The 20,672-nt window shown below is 49.2% G+C and carries 11 protein-coding genes and 1 pseudogene; 7 read left to right on the top strand and 5 right to left on the bottom strand.

Annotation, left to right across the window (positions count from 1 at the left end; genetic code table 11):
- The 3 genes and pseudogenes from NC996_RS23030 to NC996_RS23020 all read right to left on the bottom strand — a co-directional run.
- A pseudogene (locus NC996_RS23030) lies at positions 1-281 on the bottom strand (photosystem II q(b) protein); the annotation flags it as partial.
- Between the two features lie 232 nt (positions 282-513).
- Positions 514-2,091 (bottom strand): MBOAT family protein, encoded by a 1,578-nt coding sequence (locus NC996_RS23025; protein WP_190686584.1) that lies wholly within the window; start codon positions 2,089-2,091, stop codon positions 514-516.
- Between the two features lie 479 nt (positions 2,092-2,570).
- Positions 2,571-5,831: a DUF1574 domain-containing protein gene (locus tag NC996_RS23020; RefSeq protein WP_339380351.1), complete on the bottom strand. Its 3,261-nt coding sequence runs from the start codon at positions 5,829-5,831 to the stop codon at positions 2,571-2,573.
- A gap of 432 nt (positions 5,832-6,263) precedes the next feature.
- Between NC996_RS23020 and NC996_RS23015 the strand changes: the two genes are divergently transcribed.
- The 3 genes from NC996_RS23015 (at position 6,264) to NC996_RS23005 (ending at position 10,306) form a co-directional block, all read left to right on the top strand.
- A complete protein-coding gene (locus NC996_RS23015) occupies positions 6,264-6,512 on the top strand; it encodes a hypothetical protein (protein WP_190686587.1) in 249 nt (82 codons plus the stop codon).
- Positions 6,513-6,718: 206 nt separating this feature from the next.
- Positions 6,719-9,835 (top strand): phosphoenolpyruvate carboxylase, encoded by a 3,117-nt coding sequence (gene ppc / locus NC996_RS23010; protein WP_190686576.1) that lies wholly within the window; start codon positions 6,719-6,721, stop codon positions 9,833-9,835.
- 195 nt (positions 9,836-10,030) lie between these two features.
- Positions 10,031-10,306 (top strand): hypothetical protein, encoded by a 276-nt coding sequence (locus tag NC996_RS23005; protein ID WP_190686574.1) that lies wholly within the window; start codon positions 10,031-10,033, stop codon positions 10,304-10,306.
- 51 nt (positions 10,307-10,357) lie between these two features.
- Here NC996_RS23005 and NC996_RS23000 read toward each other — a convergent pair whose 3' ends face one another.
- The gene (locus NC996_RS23000; protein ID WP_190686572.1) at positions 10,358-14,335 is read right to left on the bottom strand and encodes a HEAT repeat domain-containing protein; all 3,978 of its coding nucleotides are present in this window, start codon (positions 14,333-14,335) and stop codon (positions 10,358-10,360) included.
- Positions 14,336-14,492: 157 nt separating this feature from the next.
- Here NC996_RS23000 and NC996_RS22995 point away from each other — a divergent pair, with 157 nt between their 5' ends.
- The 4 genes from NC996_RS22995 (at position 14,493) to NC996_RS22980 (ending at position 18,762) form a co-directional block, all read left to right on the top strand.
- Positions 14,493-14,762 (top strand): hypothetical protein, encoded by a 270-nt coding sequence (locus NC996_RS22995; protein ID WP_190686570.1) that lies wholly within the window; start codon positions 14,493-14,495, stop codon positions 14,760-14,762.
- Positions 14,763-14,884: 122 nt separating this feature from the next.
- A complete protein-coding gene (locus NC996_RS22990; protein ID WP_190686568.1) occupies positions 14,885-15,568 on the top strand; it encodes a GDSL-type esterase/lipase family protein in 684 nt (227 codons plus the stop codon).
- Between the two features lie 218 nt (positions 15,569-15,786).
- Positions 15,787-17,901, top strand: coding sequence for a TIGR00300 family protein (locus NC996_RS22985; RefSeq protein WP_190686566.1), 2,115 nt, complete (start codon positions 15,787-15,789; stop codon positions 17,899-17,901).
- A gap of 69 nt (positions 17,902-17,970) precedes the next feature.
- Positions 17,971-18,762 (top strand): Rpn family recombination-promoting nuclease/putative transposase, encoded by a 792-nt coding sequence (locus NC996_RS22980; RefSeq protein ID WP_190686563.1) that lies wholly within the window; start codon positions 17,971-17,973, stop codon positions 18,760-18,762.
- A gap of 90 nt (positions 18,763-18,852) precedes the next feature.
- Here NC996_RS22980 and NC996_RS22975 read toward each other — a convergent pair whose 3' ends face one another.
- On the bottom strand, positions 18,853-20,628 hold the full coding sequence (locus NC996_RS22975; RefSeq protein WP_190439890.1) for an N-acetylmuramoyl-L-alanine amidase: 1,776 nt from the start codon (positions 20,626-20,628) through the stop codon (positions 18,853-18,855).
- Positions 20,629-20,672: the final 44 nt, after the last annotated feature.

Here is a 20,672-nt window from a genome sequence, read left to right as displayed (position 1 = left end):
TAGAAGTGCAAGCCGATGGCGTTGCTGGAAGGAACTACGGCTCCGGAGATGATGTTGTTGCCGTACATCAAGGAACCAGCTACGGGTTCGCGGATGCCATCGATGTCCACGGGAGGAGCGGCGATGAAGGCGATGATGAAGCAGATGGTGGCAGACAGTAGGGTTGGGATCATCAGAACGCCGAACCAGCCTACATACAGGCGGTTGTCGGTTGATGTGACCCAATCGCAAAACCGTTGCCATACGTTGGCGCTTTCGCGTCTTTGTAAGGTTGTGGTCATGTTTTTATGAGTGCTTTGAATTTTCTAGGTTCGGTATGAATGAGGCGAAGTTTGTCTCGCCTTGTATTTAATAATATTTACATTTATTCGTATTTGTCCAGTCTTTTTTTGTTCATAAATCCGAATCACTGTCATTTCATTTACTTATGAGTGGCTGAGAATGCGGTAGGGTTAGCGATCGCAAGCGAGACGTGTCAGCCAGGAGTAGCGGGCGATCGCTTAATGTAATGCCCTAAAAATCAAAGTAAATGTAGGGAAGACCGCCTTGGGGCGCAAATATCCAGACAATGTAGAAACACAATGGCACCAGCAGCAGCTTCAGAGGCCAATTAAGCTGTAACTTGAGACCCCGATGGACGGCATAGACGAGGAGCATCGACGCGGCTAGCAGCCAAAGCAGTAGACCTAACTGAGATGCATTCACACCCAGCGCCTCCCCGTAGACTTTTTCGGCAAACTGGGCATCAGCAGGCTGACCCCAGAGGTGCTGAATCACCCAACTGGATTGTTTCAGATTCGGTAGGCGGAAGAAAATCCAGGATGTGAACACCATAAACTGGGTTAGCAACCACGCAAGCAGTACACCCGAAAGGCTTTTCCACCAATTTCTAGCTTTCTCAGACTGGCGGGAGTGGGCTTCTGTGAGGCGGTGAGCCACTAAAGCAAGACCGTGATAGGCACCCCAGACGACATAGCCCCAAGCTGCTCCATGCCAAATCCCAGCAATTAACATGATAATTAGCAAATTTAGGCAGGTACGGCGCAGCCCTTGGCGCGAACCCCCCAAGGGAAAATAGAGGTAGTTTCGCAACCAATCGCCTAGCGTAATATGCCAGCGCCGCCAAAAATCAGCAATGCTGGTACTGAAGTAAGGAAAATTAAAATTCTCCGGGAGATTGAAGCCTAAGAGGATGGCACTACCACGGGCGATATCTACGTACCCACTAAAATCCAGATAGAGTTGCAGTCCGTAGGCAGCGATCGCTAACCACAAATCGCCGCTGCTCGCTCGCTCTAAGTTACCAAAACACAAATCAACAAAAATTCCCAGCCGATCTGCCAAAAGCGCTTTTTTAACTGCACCGCAGGCAATCAGCCACAGTCCTTCTGTAATCTGATTAAGTGTTGGAAATTGCAGCGTTTTGAGCTGAGTTGAGAATTGATGGTAACGAGTAATTGGCCCTGCAATTAGCTTGGGAAAAAATAACTTATAAGCTGCAAAATCGAGAAATCGCTCCGTCGCTGGGGCACCACGATATACATCAATTAAATAAGCAATGCACTCAAAAGAAAAGAAGCTCAAACCTAAAGGCGCAATTAAGTGAGTGCTGACCCAACTGGCGCTATTTTCGGCAACGGGTAGCGATGTTCCGGTGAATTGTTCGTAGAAGCCCGCCACCGAATTTAAGAAGAAAGGTACATACTTAAAGCTCACCAACAATAAGACATTCAGAACAATCCCCAACCATAAAAACTTTAGTCGCTGGCGATTCCAAAACGCTTGATCGAATTGCCAATCTTCATGGGGATCGGTCGCGTACATCCCTAATGCTGTATTTTCTCCAATTGCCTTACCTAAGCTGAAGTTCATCAAAGTAATAGCAATCAGCAAAGGAATATAGGCAACTTGCGGCGAAGCTAAAATTTGCAGCCAATGCTCATTCACCAAAGTTGGCGCTTGCAGTGAGGTATAGAAAACCAGACTGACAACAAGCAACGTCCACATCTGCAAAGACTGTTTTTGGAACGACCAGTAAATTCCCAAAACGCTGAGCAGAAAAACTCCGTAGATAAGAGAGATAAAAGTCATTTTTGAAGACTGAGGAGTAAGGACTGAGGGCTGAGGGCTGAGGACTGAGGGCTGAAGGCTGAGGACTGAGGGTAAATAAGAAGAATTGAACTGAGTCAAAGAATGAGAGAAGTTTATCTTGGATATTGGGCACTCATTTTACTCCTGATTGACTCAGTCCTCAGTCCGCACTTCGTGCCGCTTCGTTAATATGACTCAGTCCTATTTAGCAGGAAAATAAGGGTAAACAACAAGGATTGAACTGAGTAAAAGAATGAGAGAGATTCATCTTAGGTATTCGGTAATCATTCCACTCCTGACTCACTCAGCCCTCAGTCCGCACTTCGTGCCCCGCTAACATGATTCAATCCTATTTAGCAGGAAACTAAGGGTAAACAAGAAGAATTGAACTAAGTAAAAGAACGGGATAAATTCAGCTTGGGTATTGGGCACTCATTCCACTCCTGGTTCACTCAGTCCTCAGTCCTCTTAACTCAGTCCTATTTAGCAGGCCAGGGAATCATGGGATCTTCGGCTAGCTGGTTAGAAACTTCATAAGCACCGTAGCGGTTAAGGTGGCTGGGGTCGGAAAAATAATCGTGTTGAGTGGGATAAAGCTGATTTAAGTCTCGGAAAATCAGCCCTTTTTGGATTGCTTGCGATCGCATATACCGCTGAAATTCTTGCTCATATTCTATGCGTACTGGATCTAAGTAATCCTGGGTCAAAGGCAGGTTTATAAAAACAATCGGAATTTGACGCGCTTGGGTAAATTGCAGCAGCGATTCTAGCGCTTGGGTTTGCTTGCCTTCCATCTTGAAAGCGTAATAATCGCTGTCATAGTCACCGCTGACTCTGGCATATTGCTTGTAGTAGGTGGCAGGATTGTAACGAACGGTGAGGGGAAGGAAGCCATCAAAATCAATGGCAAATTGGCTGGATGTCAATGTTTGGGGATTATCGCCGGCTCCCTCAGAAGTTGTTTTCGCTGGTTTTGCCCAAACAACATACAGATCCCGCAACCGCGTTTTCATTTGGTCGCGCTGGGGATAAGTCGCTGAGAACGTTCCTAGCGTTTCATTGAGCCAATTATTAACCATTTGATAGCTTTGCGTTAAGGAACCACTGGCTCCTTTATCCGCCGTCGCCGGAGTTTTAGCCGGTGGTGTCGCCGTCGTTTGGCTGGGACTTCCTGGGGTTGAATTCTGCTTGGGGAAAGTACCGGCAAGCAGATGTTGGTAGCCTTGCGAGTTAGCGATCGCATTATAGGTAGCATCTATCCGCCCGCTATTAAACGCTCTGGCACCATCCGCCCAAATAATCAGTTTTGGCAGTTGCTCTGGCGTCAAAACTTGGCGAACCATCAAATCTACTACTTGAGCCGTCGCACCGTTGATGCCAAAGTTAAACACCTGAACACCCGGATATCCCTGCGCTGCCAATGCTTCTTCCAGCGCTTGAGGATCGACCCCCCGCATTGCCCTAGAACTGCCGACTATCCAAACATCCGGGGGAACTCCCCGTCTTTGTAACAGCATCTGTTGGTAGAGAGCCACTTTTTCGTCTAACAGGCGGTTATTAAAAGAGGGATTAGAACTTCGCGCGGCTGCCAAAATTGCTGCTGATGCGGCATTCCGCTGGGACTTTTCACCCTCGTTCCTTACCGTGATATCTCCTTGGCGAGTGAATCCTTCAGAATTGAATACAGGAGCCTCTGAACCACGAGATTTTTGCAAAGACATCTGGGGCAAGGGAACTGACGTATCCTCGATTGGTTCTCGCGGGTCAAGGGTTGATTTGCCGCTGACCGCGGACGCTTGATTAATGGGTGGTTTTGACTTCAGGATCGCAGACAGAAACCAATCCGTTTGCACCGTGAGCAAGAATCCCAGCATCCCCCAGACCAAAGCCACGACGAAACCTTGGTAATAAGTGTAGGTGGAATTGCTAAGTTTCCCTGAGGCGACGGGTGCCAGGTCTTTAATCTCCACCGTGGGAATAAACAATTGGGAAGCGCATAGCCATTGCTGGATGGTTCGAGTCACTTTGAAAGAGACAGCGCTAGCGGCTGCTTTGAGGTCTTCCTTGGTGACATCAGAACGCAGAACGGGTTCGTTACTGCCAGAGAGGATATCTCCTAGATAAACATCGCTGGCAGCAAACTCTGGGGTTGCTTCCGGTACCAGGCGTTTGCGAGGGGTGAAATCAACGCCCATCTGCCACAAGGGGGTGGAGTGACCGGCGCGACGCCCATAAATTCGCACCCCTTTAATGCCAGGAATCGCCAACCCGCGCAGAAACTTGGCAACAGGTGACCCGACGGCAGATTGCTGCGGACTAGAGAGTGCCTCGCTCATGATGTGCAACAAATCTTGTTTGCGGCGCAGAGATAAACGAATGCCACCCGTTGTTAATCGCTCGTCTAGGTCGGGATTGAGTAAGCGTTGCAATAAAAACTGAATTGCGTTCAGATCGCCCCGTTGCGCCAATTCCAAAGTAGATTCTGCTAACGCGGGATCTCTGGACGCAGGTAAATTCAGCCATTCAATCCAGATTGGCGTTTCTTGTTCCGGGACTGGTGTTACACCGTGAGTCTCAACGCCGTAAATGGTGGCAGCGTGAATGCCTTGCGTTGTCAGAGACTCTAAAACGGGAGCGATCGCACTCGTTGCGGTTTTTCGATCGGGTGCAGCGATCGCAATCTCAGCCGCATCGCTGGTTGCGGGTACGGTGTCTCCGGCTGCTTTTAGCTGCTTGAAGAGCTTCTGGCTACAAAATAAATGCAGCGTTGAATCTTTCAGAACTGCGGAGATTTGCATCTCCTGCGCGTTTAACACTTGATTTAGCAAGCGGGCGATCGCTTGGATATCTCCCCAACGCGCCCAATCCTTGAGCATTTCCTCTGGAGGGGTCAGATCCACCCGCAGCCGCCAGTCGGGAGCCGCTTCTCCTCGAACCTGGCTGCAAATCACGGCATCCCGAAACCCTTCTAGCTTCAAATTTCGCAACTGAGCCGCCACCGGCTCCGCCATCAGCGACTCATCGGTGCTGTAGTTAGAATCGCAAAGTACCCACAGACGACGGGAAACCGCTGGTGAAGCAGGGGACAATTCTTGATGCTGTCCGGCTCCCCGGCTTCCTGGCTCCCTCCCAAGCGTCTGAATCACGACCTTGACGCCGACTCCCATTGGGCTGAGAGTTTCGCTCAGATAACGCGCGATCGCTTCTGGTTGACCGGAGCGAGCGAGGCTGCGGTTGGAGACTCTCAGCCCGTCAGCATCGCTAGTTGCTCCTTGCTCGGCAGTCATTTCCTGCCCATCCGTCGGCGTTGCAGCAGCCACGCCTGCGGCATCTGACGCCTGATGCAGTTCCAGTCGCTCTAGGTGAATTTGCTTGATCCAGTCTGGGCGCTGGATGCCCAGTTTCCGACCATAGAGAATCACCTGGTCAATGGGAGCGTCTTGCGGGGGGAACCCAGCTCCTCCTTCCTTCCCCTTCAGTGCCTCGACAAATCGGCTCACAACGGGTCCAGCAGGCGGACATTCGGAGCCTTCACAAAGAATATGCAGGTTATTCCCTCGTAAGCGAAATCGTAGGCGCACTTCCGGAAGACCGATAGCGCGGGAAACCCACTGGGCGAGGGAGGATTGACCCTCTAAATAGGCGATCGGATCGGCATCCAACATCACAAAGAAAGTACCCTGGACTTGCAACAGATGAAAAGACGATGAAGCATGAACGCTGTAGCCCGGAGGGCGCACCCTGCGATTGGAAGTCGCGCTTAAAGGTTGTCACAAAGGATGAAAAATTGGTTGAACACCAAAATTTCAGGATATACTTCACACTTCATACTTCATACTTAATACTTCATACTTAATACTTCAGCAAGCGTTAACCGCTCCGAACGTCCCCAAGCTTTGTACAATTGCTTCTAGATTCTCAGTAGTCTTACACAAGACTGCCATTGGTGCTACCGAATTATTGCTCTTGTGCCATAGCTATTTGCCGAACGCCCCGCGCTTAGGACAGTAGCGCTGAGGAGCGTGTTCCCGTCCTACTATGCCCTAGGAGGCTATCGCTGTATTATTCAGATGCATAAACTAGAAGGATAAGTGCCCCTTGTGCTGTTTAAATTCTGACCTCTTTTATTTGTTTGTCTAAAAAGAAATTAGTTTTTATCTAGACCTTCGCCCATGCAAACTCTTCCTAACAAAAAGCAACCGTCAACCGCCGAAAATGCAACGTCTGCAACGCCCGAAATTTGGTTGAGTTTAGCCACGGTGCCGATGCTACTCGGAGTTTTAGGCATCAAAGCAGTCAGCGAATTGCTATGCGCCATTGGACAAAATAGTGAGGAAGTATTTCGGGGCGATCGCTTGCCGGTTCTCCACGTACCCAACTTAGGAAACACATCACAGGAAGGGGAAAATGAAGGAGATTAGCCGGAAGTAAATAAAAATCCCCTCGCCGACCAACTAGGACGCGATCGCGTGTCTTTGAAGCGAGGCGTTAGCCTAGCGCTGAAAGAGTCAGTTCGCAACCCCTCCCTTTTTCTGGAAAAACCCAGTTGGTGTTCGCTGTAAACCACTTGCTGGGACTAGAAACCCTAAAATTAGGTGATTATTCTTCTTTAGAGAGAATAGACTCTATGAGTTCCCTACTGCAATCGACGGATCAGCCATTGACGGTAACATCTACTTCTGCTTTATTTTTACGTCATCGCCTCAAAGTGGTGGAGGACTTATGGGAGTCTGTTCTCCAACAGGAATGCGGTCAGGAACTGGTCGATCTGCTTAATCAACTTCGATCGAGGTGTTCGCCAGAAGGACAGGCAACAGAATTGCCTGAGTCAGTACCTCAGCTGATCGAAAAGCTTGATCTCAATGCAGCGATTCGAGCCTCACGCGCCTTTGCTCTCTACTTCCAGCTCATTAACATCGTCGAGCAGCACTACGAACAGCGCGATCAGCAGCTTTCCCGACGTGCTACCTACAACGCTCCTGCTGGTGAGGCAGCACCGCGTAAACTTCCCAGCTTGCAAGGAGATGGGGACTCCGCCATTGTGTTGTCGCCAGAGGACATGGAGGAAGAAAACCAAAACGGCGGACCGGGAGCGGATTTGCTTGAAAAGAGCTGGCACCACGATGGCACAGCCAAACGAAATGCCGGGACATTCCACGGGTTGTTTCCCCATTTGCGCCAGATGAATGTGCCTCCGCAGCAAATCCAGCGGTTGATTGATAATCTGGACGTGCGGCTAGTTTTTACCGCTCACCCGACGGAAATTGTTCGCCATACGATTCGCGGCAAACAGCAGCGGATTGCTAAAATTCTGCAACAGCTAGACCAGGCAGAAGAAGAATTTAGAGCCTTAGGTTTGACGACTTCTTGGGAAGCAGAGGCTTGCATCGAACAATTAACCGAAGAAATTCGCCTCTGGTGGCGCACCGACGAACTGCATCAATTTAAACCAACCGTGTTGGATGAAGTGGATTACACCCTCCACTACTTCCAGGAAGTGTTGTTTGATACGATTCCTCAGCTTCATCAACGCCTAAAACGCGCCTTAAAAGCTTCTTTTCCGGGACTAACTCCCCCTGTAAACAACTTCTGCCAGTTTGGTTCTTGGGTAGGGGCAGACCGGGATGGAAACCCCTCAGTCACCCCGAAAGTCACTTGGCAAACCGCTTGCTATCAGCGCGGTTTAGTGCTGGAGAAGTATATCCAATCGTTGCGGCAACTGACGAATCAGCTCAGCTTGTCGTTGCACTGGAGCGATGTCTTGCCAGATTTGCTGGACTCCTTAGAGCAGGATCGGTCGCAAATGCCAGAAGTATACGAGCATCTGGCAATTCGATACCGACAAGAGCCTTACCGCCTGAAGCTGGCATACATTCAGCAGCGTCTGCAAAATACCAGCGATCGCAACCGGCGACTTTCGGATGGCGAAAACTTGCATCGGCAAATCTCAGATAGCCAGTCTCACGTCGTTTACCGCTCTGGAGAAGAATTTCTAGCAGAACTGCGGCTGATTCACCGGAACCTGATTGAGACGGGTTTATCATGCCGGGATCTGGAAAATTTAATTTGTCAGGTGGAAATCTATGGCTTCAACTTGGCGCACTTAGATATTCGCCAGGAAAGCACTCGCCATTCCGACACCTTCAACGAAATAACCCAATACCTGCAAATTCTGCCCAAAGCATACAACGATCTATCGGAAGCCGAGCGCGCGCTGTGGCTGGCAACGGAACTGCAAACCAAGCGCCCGCTAATCCCAGCAGAATTGCCATTTTCTGAAAAAATTTGCGAAACCGTTGAAACCTTCCGAATGCTGCGGCAGCTCCAGCTAGAGTTTGGTTCTCAAATTTGCCAAACCTACATCATCAGCATGAACCGGGAAGCCAGTGACGTTCTGGAAGTGCTGCTGCTGGCAAAAGAAGCGGGTCTGTATGACCCCTCTACCGGAAAGAGCAGCATCATGGTGGTGCCGCTGTTTGAAACGGTGGAAGACCTGAAGCGGGCACCCGCAGTCATGCAAGATTTGTTTGAACTGCCTTTGTATCGCGCTTGTCTTGCGGGAGGCTATGAAAACGTTAAAGATTCGCAAGCGTTAAAGGTTGAGGATTCAAACCAACCTGCTTCCTTGGAATCTCCAACCTATAACCTGCAAGAGGTGATGCTGGGCTACTCAGACAGCAACAAGGATTCCGGCTTCTTGAGCAGTAACTGGGAAATCCATAAAGCTCAGAAAGTGCTACAAAAAATCGCCGAACAGTACGGCATCGCTTTACGGATTTTCCACGGGCGCGGCGGTTCGGTCGGTCGCGGCGGCGGTCCTGCCTACGAAGCGATCCTGGCTCAACCCGGTCATAGTATCAATGGGCGGATCAAAATTACCGAACAGGGGGAAGTGCTGGCTTCTAAATACTCGTTGCCAGAGTTAGCCCTGTACAACCTGGAAGCCGTAACAACCGCTGTGATTCAGGCAAGCTTGCTGCGAACCGGGTTTGATGATATCGAGCCGTGGAACGAAATCATGGAAGAGTTGGCGACGCGATCGCGTGCCCACTATCGCGCCTTGATTTACGAACAACCCGATTTAGTCGATTTCTTCCACCAAGTGACCCCCATCGAAGAAATCAGCCAATTGCAAATCAGCTCTCGTCCTGCCCGTCGCGGCGGTAAAAAGGATTTAGCGAGTCTGCGGGCAATTCCTTGGGTGTTTAGCTGGACGCAAACGCGCTTCCTGCTGCCGAGTTGGTACGGTGTCGGAACGGCATTGCAAGAGTTTTTGAACGAAGAACCCGAAGAAAATCTGAAGCTGCTGCGTTATTTCTACTTCAAGTGGCCTTTCTTCAAGATGGCAATTTCTAAAGCAGAAATGACGTTGTCGAAAGTCGATTTGCAGATTGCTCACCACTACGTGCGGGAGTTGTCCCACCCGGAAGATCGCGATCGCTTTGAAGCCTTGTTTGAGCAAATCAAGAGCGAGTTTCACCTCACTTGCGATTTAGTGCTGACGATTGCGGGTCACAAACGGCTGTTGGATGGCGATCCAGTCCTACAAAGGTCTGTGCAGTTACGCAACGGCACGATTGTCCCTCTGGGCTTCTTGCAAGTCTCTCTGCTAAAACGCCTGCGCCAACATGGCAAGCAAGCAGCGTCTGGTGTTGTCCATTCTCGTTACAGTAAAGGCGAATTGCTACGCGGGGCGCTGTTAACGATTAACGGGATTGCTGCCGGGATGCGGAATACGGGTTGATGGTTGATGGCTAATCAGTCAGATCAAATCTGTTGAATTGTCCATAAAAGAACCCTACCCCCAGCCCCTCCCCGCAAGCGGGGAGGGGAGCCGGAGACGCAGGCTCTGGCGTGGTGGGTTTCCGGAAAATTGTGGGGAATAAACGGGATTTGATATCATTAACTATTACGAATAATTAGCCATTAGCTGTTAGCCATGAATAAAAAACGTATGCTAATTTGTACTTTTATAGCGTTAGCATCGGGTTGTTTCGGTGCTTACATGGGTGTACAAATTAAGTTACTGGCTGATAACCAACGCTGCGAAAGTATGACAAAAAATACTTTAGAATTCGCAGCATTCAAGACAGCGTGTCAAGCTTGGATGATGCCAGGAGCTTATATGCAAGGCAGCAGCAGCGGCTTGTGGGCGGGAATGGTTATGGGAGCTTTTATTGCGGGTTTGGCAACTCACCACAAGCAGCCTGAGTGAATTGATATAAAGAGGAAGTTTAATAGCGGGTTGAGGAGAAGGAAATGCGCTTTATTCTTCCATCATTTTCTCTCTAATCCAACTCACAATATCTGTAACTAAATTTGGTTGACTTGGAGAGAATGTTTGGAGATTACAAGGCTGTTCGCTCACTACACAAATTCTCCTCGCATTATGAAATTTGCTCAGAGATGTGAGGAAAGTTTGACTGAAGCCTTGGGGTGTTTCGCCGCTTGTATCTTCGTAAAAAATTAGAAAGATTCCCTGGCATTTTAGCTGACAATAAACTTTGAGCGCTTGCATCGTTTCCGGTTCCCCATTCGGACGTTCAGGACAGCCTTGCATTACCATCTCGGCGTAAATTTCCGAGGCGGGATTATCTGGGTTCTCGAATTTGCTGCTGTCGATGCAAATAAGTTGTACTTTGTCCCTCATCTGAGGATCGTTGTTAATGGCGGCGTGAAGAATTTTGGGTAATACTGCCAAGTTATGGCGTTGGGTGAAGGGGGTGAAACCAACTTCGGTAGTCTCTGTAACTTCTGGATGGGGAGTAATAGGTGGATGATGCCAAGCTTGATAAAAGGTTGGGTAAGGCAGAGTTTGAGCGCACTCCCAGATAAGTTTGTAGCAGTTTTCGTAGAGTTTAAAATTGCTTTTATAAACTTCATGTGTTAAACAGTGCTGCAAAGCTAAGACAGTTGAGGGCATCTGGTAGTTTTCTAAGATTCTCCCCAAACTGGAGGCAGCATTGCTACGGGTATCCTCAGATTCTGTGGTTTCCAGAATCCGGAGTAACCCAGCAATAGCTACTTCGTTTCCAGTGCCAATTTTCCCCAAACTGGAGGCAGCACTCCAACGGGTTACTCCGGATTCTGTAGTTTCCAGAATTCGGAGTAAACCAGCAATAGCTACTTCGTTTCCTGGGTCAATTTTCCCCAAATTGGAGGCAGCACTGCTACGGGTATCTTCAGATTCTGTAGTTTCCAGAATCCGGAGTAACCCAGCAATAGCTACTTCGTTTCCGGTGCCAATTTCCCTCAAACTGTAGTCAGCCGTCCAACGGGTATCTTCAGATTCTGTAGTTTCCAGAAGCCGGAGTAACCCAGCAATAGCTACTTCGTTTCCGGTGCCAATTTCCCCCAAACTCCGGGCAGCTCTCCTACGGGTATCTTCATCTTCTGTGGTTTCCAGAAGCCGGAGTAACCCAGCAATAGCTACTTCGTTTCCGGTGCCAATTTCCCCCAAACTCCGGGCAGCACTCCTACGGGTATCTTCATCTTCTGTGGTTTCCAGACTCCGGAGTAACCCAGCAATAGCTACTTCGTTTCCGGTGCCAATTTCCCCCAAACTCCGGGCAGCACTCCAACGGGTATCCTTATTTTCTGTGGTTTCCAGAATCCGGAGTAACCCAGCAATAGCTACTTCGTTTCCTGGGTCAATTTTCCCCAAACTGGAGGCAGCACTGCTACGGGTATCTTCAGATTCTGTAGTTTCCAGAATCCGGAGTAACCCAGCAATAGCTACTTCGTTTCCGGTGCCAATTTCCCCCAAACTGTAGGCAGCACTGCTACGGGTATCCTTATTTTCTGTGGTTTCCAGAATCCGGAGTAACCCAGCAATAGCTACTTCGTTTCCTGGGTCAATTTTCCCCAAACTGGAGGCAGCACTGCTACGGGTATCTTCAGATTCTGTAGTTTCCAGAATCCGGAGTAACCCAGCAATAGCTACTTCGTTTCCGGTGCCAATTTCCCCCAAACTGTAGGCAGCCGTCCAACGGGTATCTTCATCTTCTGTGGTTTCCAGACTCCGGAGTAACCCAGCAATAGCTACTTCGTTTCCGGTGCCAATTTCCCCCAAACTCCGGGCAGCTCTCCTACGGGTATCTTCAGATTCTGTAGTTTCCAGAATCCGGAGTAACCCAGCAATAGCTACTTCGTTTCCGGTGCCAATTTCCCCCAAACTCTGGGCAGCACTGCTACGGGTGGATTCATTTTCTGTGGTTTCCAGAAGCCGGACTAACCCAGAAATAGCTACTTCGTTTCCTGGGTCAATTTTCCCCAAACTGTAGGCAGCCATCCAACGGGTATCTTCAGATTCTGTGGTTTCTAATAAGTCAACAATTTGATTAATAGCAAGGATACAGTTAGTTTCTAACAGGGATGCTCTCGCTCCCACCGCAATCGGATCGAGAAATGTCCACCACTCTTGTTTGTCAATGTTGAAATAACCAAAGCCCCACGTAACAATTTGCGCTACGATTTCATCTGCCCAAGGACAATCCTGAAACTCAGCAACCCCAGATGAGGCTAGAAAATAGGCTCGATACTGATAAAAGCAGTAGCACCCATCGTCAAACCAACCAAGTGCCCAAATAAACTCTTCTTTCTGCTCCCTTTCCACATCTTCTCGCCCCAGCCATAGCAAAATGACCTCCTTCCACTGCGGCTCAAAAATGCGGTAAATATTGCCCGGTAACGGTTGAGGATTGCCATTGTCATGAGTCAAGAAAAAGTGCCAATTGTCAATCGCCAGCGCTGCAAAATATTCCTGAAACGTCAGATGATAGAAGGCATAGACAGGTTCATCGGTTTCCCCATCTCGGTACACCAGATTCAGCCAACCAATCTGTCGCGCTAACTCAAACAGAGATTCCCCCATCACCTGATATGCCAGCGACTCCCTCAGGGGTGTCTGATTCTCAATTGCCGCAACCGCCAACCTTCCCAACGCTGCATTCAACTCCTGCCGTTGCTGCCAGCTGATGGGAAACTCGTTTTTTTTCCACTCATAGAAATCCTCTCGAAATCGCTGGTAAAGCGTCGCCTTCGTCTTCGGCAACTCCCCTTGCTTCACCGCCCAGGTTTGACACAACAGCGCCAACCGCAAAGGATTTCTAATCAAATCCCGAATCCGCTCCCGCCCCGATTCCCCTAACTTCTCCCGTAACTGCTTCCCTAACTGGGGTTTCCCCGCCCTAGCAAACCACTCCCCAATAAACTCCCCCACCTGCGAATCGTCAAAATCCAGGGTGCGATAAATATCACAATTCGGCACTACCCGATCGTTCGCTTGCCAAACATTCAGCCGACAGGTTAACAGGGTTTGCGTCTGCGCCACCCAACCCCTCAGCTGATTTGCAATTCCTTGTAGGGGCGAATTTGCCCCCGTGGATGTATCCGCCCGTATTTCATCCACCCCATCCAATAGCAGCCACACTTGATGAGAATTAAACAACTGCATCAACTCAGTTTGCATCTGGGCTGATACCACCATTCCTTGAAGAGACAGCGCCTCCTTCAGCCAAACCTGGAGTAAATACTCTTCCAAAGTTTTCCCATCCAAACTCCCCAGTTGAATGCAAATCGGCAACCGGGAAACATTTTCTGAATCCTTGAGATGACGGGCAATTTGCTCTAACCACGTACTTTTCCCCGCCCCCGGTTCCCCAATAATGGCAATCATCTTGCCTTCCCCCTCCTCAATCACCTCCCGGAGAAACGCATCCGCCTCAAACCGCTTCTCAATTTCCTTCTCATTCAGCTGATATTGCAACCGCCCCTCATCTGGAGATGGGCAAAACTCCTCACTCCGTCGAGGCTGAGTTGTCGGTTTCACCAATCCCAGCGGCACATAGATACCCACCTCATGCCCCAACCCCGTACCCGTCGCCTGTCGCCGGAATTGGTAACGCCTCAGCTGTTCCTCCAGCATTTTGTGGCAGATATCGCGCCAGCCAATCGGGGTTTCTGGCGGTGGAGGTGATGGATCTGACTTCGGATCGATTAATTCTGCTAGTTCTAAATTTAGGGCTGTGGCGATCGCGATCGCATTATCACAATCAACAGATTCTCCCGCAAAAAACCGCTTAACCGTCTTTTCACCCACTCCAGAGGCTTCAGCAATGTCCAAATACGTCCAAATCCTTTTTTTATAATTACGGTAAATATGTTTAGCAGCTTTAGCCTCTATGAGTTTCTGCTTTCCAGCCTCGTTTACCTGGACGCTGTTGCGATTGCGGATTTCAGCCATAATCAACGGATAAGGGCAGTTGCGGATATTAATAGCTTAAGCGGCGTCACGGTTTGATGAGGGTCAGAAAGGGTAACTTAATATCTGTCCCTATGAGTTCTGCGGTTTCTCCAGTCGATTCGCTTTCGTGGAATTGTACGGTTCAGTAATTCCACAAATGACTACCAACCTGTTCAAATATTTACTTATCGTTGAAAACCCAGAACTTCAAGCTTTACTCTTACTTGTTCTTATCCTGTCCTCAGACTCAGTTAATCTTAAGAAAGCCAGCGCTGTATCATTTCTTATCCAAGCAGGATTGATTGATATCGGGGGCATTATTTCAATTATGTTGGGAACATCCTTGCCATTAGTCATCCTTATGATGTTGGCGCAAGGCGTTTATTTGATTATCGATGCTTACCGCGCCGAAAAAAGTGGTCAGTAGACGAAGCGCGGGGAGAAGCATTCGCATTAATAATATTGGGTTAAGTGGCATAGGCGATCGCTCTCTCTTTTCGCCCCTACCGCCAACCATCTGCAATATCGTTGAGTTGAATTGGAAACCGTATGAAAAAACGCCGATGGGTGTGGTTCTTTAGTTTGTTGTTCGCTTCCCTGCTGGTTGTTACCAGTTGCGGCAACAATTTCGATGATGTCAAAAACCTCAAAGCGGGTGCTGGTAAGCAAGTTATCGTCTTAGGCGATAGCATTGCCTCTGGATATGGCGTGGACAAGACAGAAGCTTTTCCTAGCGTGTTGAGTCGTCAACTCGGTTTGCCAATACTGAATCGCGGTGTTAGCGGCGATACAACCGCAATGGGCTTGAGTCGCTTACAAAAAGATGCGATCGCGGCAGAACCTTGGCTGGTAATTGTTGAATTAGGTGGAAATGATTTTCTGCGAAAAATTCCTAAAACAGAGACAGAACAAAACTTGCGACAAATTGTAACCTCCATACAACAACAAAAAGCAATTGTTGTGCTGCTAGGAATAAATCTCGGCTACATAGAAGATGAATATGACGAACTTTATCAACGTGTTGCTAAAGATACACAGGCTTATTTAATTCCGCAGGTTTTAACTGGAATTGTCGATAATCCGAAAAATCGGCAGGAGGATATCATTCATCCAAATGCCGCCGGACACCAGCTTTTAGCCTCCCGCGTTGCTAAAAATTTACAGCCCTTATTAGCCCAAGCTACTTGGCCTCCAGCTTTGTTGCAATATCGACGGAGTGCGAATCAAACATAGGAGCGACTTGCTCTCAAACTGTTAAATATTCCCACTAAATCACTTTTTGTCAAGCCCCTTGGGTTGTAAAAGAATAAAATAGACATTAGCCTCTAGAGCTGACTTTCGCTGTTACAAATAAGAGGTAAAGATTTCGTAACAAGTCCTACAGAATTGGATCATGGAAAGTCTGTATCCAATAAGAGTTTGCCCTTGTCTATTTCACTAGAGATTCTTTTATGACCTCCTCGATCCGCTTCCTCATGTGCGCTCCCGACCATTACGACGTGGATTATGTGATTAATCCCTGGATGGAGGGCAATATTCACAAATCCTCGCGCGATCGCGCCGTAGAGCAATGGCAAAAGCTTCACTACGTCCTCAAAGACCACGCCATTGTCGATTTGGTTGCACCCCAACGCGGTGTGCCTGATATGGTGTTTACAGCCAATGCTGGGCTGGTGCTGGGAGATACCGTCGTCCTGAGCCGCTTCTTCCACAAAGAGCGGCAGGGTGAGGAGCCTTATTTCAAGCAATGGTTTGAGGAAAAAGGCTATAAGGTGCATGAACTGCCCAAGGACTTGCCGTTTGAAGGCGCTGGTGATGCGCTGCTGGATCGAGAGGGGCGCTGGTTGTGGGCGGGATACGGCTTCCGCTCAGAACTCGATTCTCACCCGTTGTTGGCAAAGTGGCTCGACATCGAAGTGCTATCGCTGCGACTGATGGATGAGCGGTTCTATCATCTGGATACCTGCTTCTGTCCCCTGAGTGGCGGCTATTTGCTCTACTATCCCCCCGCATTTGATTCTTACACCAACCGCTTGATTGAAATGCGAGTTGCGCCGGAGAAGCGGATTGCCATTGAGGAAGCGGATGCGGTGAATTTCGCCTGCAACGCGGTGAATATTGACCACGTTGTAGTGATGAATAAGGCGAGTGAGGCGCTCAAAAAACGCCTTGCCGATGTTGGATTCCAAGTCATCGAAACGCCGCTGACAGAATTTTTGAAAGCCGGGGGTGCTGCCAAGTGCCTGACGCTGCGGGTGACGGAACCCGTCCGAGAAGAAGTCCATGCCAATGTCTCGGTGGAAAGCCGCACGATTCGCCTAGAAGGGCATTTGCTGGACTCCGGCTTAATCAACCGTGCTTTAGATTTAGTCGTAGAAAATGGGGGCAGCTTCCAGGTTCTCAACTTCAGTCTGGGAGAGCAACGGCAAAGTACCTCCTCTGCGGAGGTGAAAGTGTCGGCTCCTTCCCACGATGTGATGGAAGCGATTTTGTCGCAGCTTATCGATTTGGGTGCGGTGAATTTGCCCCAAGATGAGCGTGATGCCAAGCTGGAAGATGTCATCCAAGCTGGGGTGGCTCCAGATGATTTCTATGTGTCCACCATTTATCCCACAGAAGTCAGAATCAATGGGGAGTGGGTGCGAGTGCAAGAGCAACGCATGGATGGCGCGATCGCCATTACCCAAACTCCCAACGGACGGGTAGCACGGTGTAAACTGCTGCGGGATTTAGAACTTGGCGAACAGGTAGTCGTTGATGTCGTCGGTATCCGCACGGTTCGTAAAACCGAATCCCGCGAACAGCGCAACACCCAAGAGTTCAGCTTTATGTCTGCCGGAGTTTCCAGCGAACGCCGCGTGGAATTGGTGGTGGAACAAGTTGCCTGGGAACTTCGCAAAATCCGCGATGCTGGCGGTAAAGTAGTGGTGACAGCAGGGCCAGTAGTGATTCATACTGGCGGTGCCGAACACCTGACGCATCTAATTCGGCAAGGTTATGTGCAGGCGTTGCTGGGAGGAAATGCGATCGCTGTCCACGACATCGAGCAGTCTATGTTGGGAACCTCTCTGGGTGTGGATATGAAACGCGGCGTTGCCGTTCGGGGTGGACACCGCCATCATCTGAAAGTAATTAACACAATTCGCCGTTATGGCAGTATTGCCAAAGCTGTTGAGAACGGTGCGATCAACAGCGGTGTCATGTATGAGTGCGTCCGTAATGGCGTTCCCTTCTGCCTTGCCGGTTCCATCCGCGATGATGGCCCCTTACCAGATACTCAGATGGACTTAATTAAAGCTCAGGAAGAGTATTCCCAACTGCTGCAAGGTGCAGACATGATTTTGATGCTCTCTTCGATGCTGCACTCAATTGGGGTGGGAAATATGACCCCAGCCGGGGTGAAGATGGTCTGCGTAGATATTAACCCAGCCGTTGTCACCAAATTGAGCGATCGCGGTTCTGTCGAATCCGTCGGTGTCGTCACTGATGTCGGTTTATTCCTCAGTCTGTTAGTGCAACAGCTGGATAAATTAACCAGCCCTTATCACATTGCTCAATCAGTTTAATTATTGTGTAGACACGATAGGGTGGGCACTGCCCACCCTATTTGTTTTTTCAATAGTGGCTCCGAAAGCGTGAAAACTGACAGCATTTTCTATCAACTCTTTCAAAATTTCCCTAGCATCTTCTTTGAATTGATCGGTCAACCTGCTTCAACGGGTAACACCTATCAATTCACCTCAGTTGAAGTTAAACAAACTGCTTTTCGTATCGATGGTTTATTTCTACCCTCTGACGATTCTGCCGACCAACCCATTTATTTTGTAGAAGTCCAATTTCAACGCGATCCAAGGTTCTATCAGCGCTTTTTTGGCGAAATATTTTTATACCTCTCTCAATATGAGCGACCGAATGATTGGCGCGGAGCAGTAATCTTTAAAAACAGAAGCCTAGATCCTGGCGTACAAGCGCAGTATCGAGAATTACTGACCAGTCCGCGAGTTAGGCGGATATATTTGGATGAATTAGGAGAAGCGGCAGATCGATCTCTTGGCGTGGGAGTGGTGAAATTAGTCGTAGAAACTAAAAAGAAAGCCACCGAGTTGGCAAGGCAGCTACTGAATAAAGCTAGTCAAGAAATTGCTGATGAAGCCATCAGGCGACAAGTTATAGAGTTGATTGAGACAATAGTTTTGTATAAGTTTCCACAAATGACTCGCCAGGAGATGGAAGCAATGTTTGGATTCAGTGAGTTAAAGCAAACTAGAGTTTATCAAGACGCCGTCGAGGAGGGTAAACTGGAAGCAAAATTAGAAGCAGTGTCTCGATTATTGACATTAGGGTTAACTGTGGAGCAGGTCGCAGAGGCTTTGGGATTGACAATTGAGCAAGCCAAACAAGCCGCAGAAGCGAAGACTTCCGATTAGGCACTTAATTAGTATTGCTGGGATGGGAATTCATTGCCCAAATCATTGCAAAGGGAATGCCCATACCCAGCCTACTGCCGACAAGAGTATTTACCGAGCGACTTTGAACCATTGGGTAACGCCTTCAGCGATCGCTGCCGCCATCTTCTGCTGCGCTTGCGGATTGACCACCCATTCAAATTCTTCCGGATTGCTCATAAAACCTAATTCCAGCAATACAGAGGGTGCAGAGGCAGGACGCGCGAGGGCTAAGTTATCCCAAAAAACGCCGTAGGAAGGACGCCCTGCCTGAGTCACGATGTAGTTATGCAGAAACATCGCTAAGCTGTGGGCTTGGGGATGATACCAAAAAGTCCCAAAACCCTGCGTATTCTGGGCATCTCCTTCATCGGGGAGGGAATTGTAGTGAATTGAAAGCGAAATTGCCGGTTTCACTGCGTCAATAATTGCCACCCGTTCTGGCAGCGACACCGCCTTATCAACTTCCCGCGTCAGGTACACTGTGGCACCCCGTGCAATTAGCTGAGTGGCGATCAGCTTTGACATGGTGAGCGTCACCTCTTTTTCGGGATAGCCGGTTGGCCCTCCTGCGCCACTGTCTTCACCGCCATGTCCGGGATCGAGAACAATTTTGATTCCAGATAAAGGCTTGTTGGAAGACTGAGAACGGAGAGGGGAGGGGCCAGAGGTGAGACGAGGGGGATGGCGCAGAGATAAAATCAGGCTCGTGCCTTCATATCTCACCGTATAACCCCATTGCTGAGCGGATTTGAGATTAAACGTATATTGAACGGTTTCTGGGGCGACCTGTTGCCAATCCAGGCGAGAAATGACGGGATCGGGGTCGAGGCGAATGATGTCCGTTTGCGCCGTCGTGTTATACAGCGTTAATGTCAGCGTGCGATCGCCCTGCTGCACAACGAGCGGTACCGGCACTTGTAAGGGAAAAATGACTTCTGTGGCACCGGGAATCTTCCGAGCGCGAATACTGCGAATCAGCGATCGCGGTGGCACTGAACCCTTGACAATTTGAACTTCTTTACTGTTAATCCAGCCGCCATAGTCCAAGCGCACCCATTCCCCGTCTCGACCTGTAATTGTAGCTCGCGTAGTTTTCGGCAGCGGTGTCAGGCGAGAATAATCTGTACTTGGCCCGGTTCGGGCGACCCCGGCATCAACAATCACCTCAGCCACCTCTAGCTGTGCTGGAGAGAGAATCTGAATCTTCGCCGGTCCCTCCTGACTCACAATCTGCCCATTTTTTTCTACTTTGAACTGGGGACGACCCAAATCAGCCGCCGCCGCCGCTGCTGCACAACCCAGGTAGTGTCCTGCCCCAGCGACAGCATAAGGTTGATTTTGTGCAGTTAAGGCAGCGGAATTCGCTGGTAGCTGTACAACCTGCTGCTGGTTAGTTAGCGGAATCGTTTGATTCGCCAAATTGACGGAAACATTGGCGTCAGCAGGAGCAACTGCGCCGAAACACAGCAACTCACCCGGCAGTCTGGCGAGATCCTGCGATGGAGTCAGGGAATCTTTGGCAAATGCCAACCCCTTTGGTGGCTCAGGGTGGGCGGCAGCCCGCGTAACTTTAAGTTTGACGGCTTGACCTTGATAGCTCACCGTAAAGAGGTTCTCTCCCGGCTTTAACGGAAAACTGGGAGCAAAATGCCCCTGTTTGCTCCGCGCGATCGCCTTCCCATTTACCAACACTTTTCCGGGCGGTGGAGCTGTGCCAATTAAGAAAATTCGGTCAGCTGTGGTTTTATGGCTAGCAGGAGGATAGGAAACGTAAAGAGATTGTTTTGCCGATACTGGTGCTGCCATAACCACCCCTAATACAGCCAATCCCAGGATGTTTCTCATGTTAAATCCTAAGTTCCTTACATCAATTAGAGGATAAAATTAGT

Origin of the sequence: Trichocoleus sp. ST-U2 (assembly GCF_039961875.1) — a bacterium.
Lineage (GTDB): Bacteria > Cyanobacteriota > Cyanobacteriia > Cyanobacteriales > FACHB-T130 > FACHB-T130.
The sequence above is the reverse complement of the archived record's forward strand: the minus strand, read 5'-3'. Positions and strand labels throughout refer to the sequence as shown.

What these genes read in the sequence shown, in the direction of transcription:
- NC996_RS22985 (WP_190686566.1), top strand. Translation starts at nt 15,787, where the DNA reads ATGACCTCCTCGATCCGCTTCCTCATGTGCGCTCCCGACCATTACGAC.
- NC996_RS23005 (WP_190686574.1), top strand. Translation starts at nt 10,031, where the DNA reads ATGAATAAAAAACGTATGCTAATTTGTACTTTTATAGCGTTAGCATCG.
- NC996_RS23025 (WP_190686584.1), bottom strand. Translation starts at nt 2,091, where the DNA reads ATGACTTTTATCTCTCTTATCTACGGAGTTTTTCTGCTCAGCGTTTTG.
- NC996_RS23015 (WP_190686587.1), top strand. Translation starts at nt 6,264, where the DNA reads ATGCAAACTCTTCCTAACAAAAAGCAACCGTCAACCGCCGAAAATGCA.
- ppc (WP_190686576.1), top strand. Translation starts at nt 6,719, where the DNA reads ATGAGTTCCCTACTGCAATCGACGGATCAGCCATTGACGGTAACATCT.
- NC996_RS22975 (WP_190439890.1), bottom strand. Translation starts at nt 20,628, where the DNA reads ATGAGAAACATCCTGGGATTGGCTGTATTAGGGGTGGTTATGGCAGCA.
- NC996_RS23000 (WP_190686572.1), bottom strand. Translation starts at nt 14,335, where the DNA reads ATGGCTGAAATCCGCAATCGCAACAGCGTCCAGGTAAACGAGGCTGGA.
- NC996_RS22990 (WP_190686568.1), top strand. Translation starts at nt 14,885, where the DNA reads ATGAAAAAACGCCGATGGGTGTGGTTCTTTAGTTTGTTGTTCGCTTCC.
- NC996_RS22995 (WP_190686570.1), top strand. Translation starts at nt 14,493, where the DNA reads ATGACTACCAACCTGTTCAAATATTTACTTATCGTTGAAAACCCAGAA.